Annotated in this window: 1 protein-coding gene; it reads right to left on the bottom strand. The window is 42.8% G+C overall.

What is annotated here, in order from left to right; genetic code table 11:
* Positions 1–206: 206 nt before the first annotated feature.
* A partial coding sequence (locus tag DLK05_RS19250; protein ID WP_209319973.1) for a hypothetical protein occupies positions 207–397 on the bottom strand: 191 nt, incomplete at its 5' end.

Raw genomic sequence — 397 nt, forward strand, 5'->3', positions numbered from 1 at the left:
GACCGTGGATCATAATGTAACTAATCTGCACTAATAAGTGCGACGTTGTTGGCCTCGAGAGAACTACTTTGGTAGCCTGAAATAACGCCGAAGTATTCCCCCTGCGATGCACCATTCTCTTTCGAGGTTAACGGAATACATTTGTCGCGATACTTTAAATCGATCCTATAGTCGAATCAAAGAGAGTTCCCTAGGTTGATATGCATTCATAGACAGTTAACTTCCGAGCGCTCATGAAAACGCACCTGCACTGAGAAGTCATTTTTTCCCTCGAGAGCGAGTGCTTCATCTCCGATGAAGAAATTTAAATCATCTAAACCAGTTCCAAGTCGTCTAACTTCTCTGGTGCCAACTTTACTGTATTCCTTTACGGCAATGCAAGAAGGAATGATTGACT

The organism is Ancylomarina longa (assembly GCF_003996985.1).
Taxonomy (GTDB): Bacteria; Bacteroidota; Bacteroidia; order Bacteroidales; family Marinifilaceae; genus Ancylomarina_A; species Ancylomarina_A longa.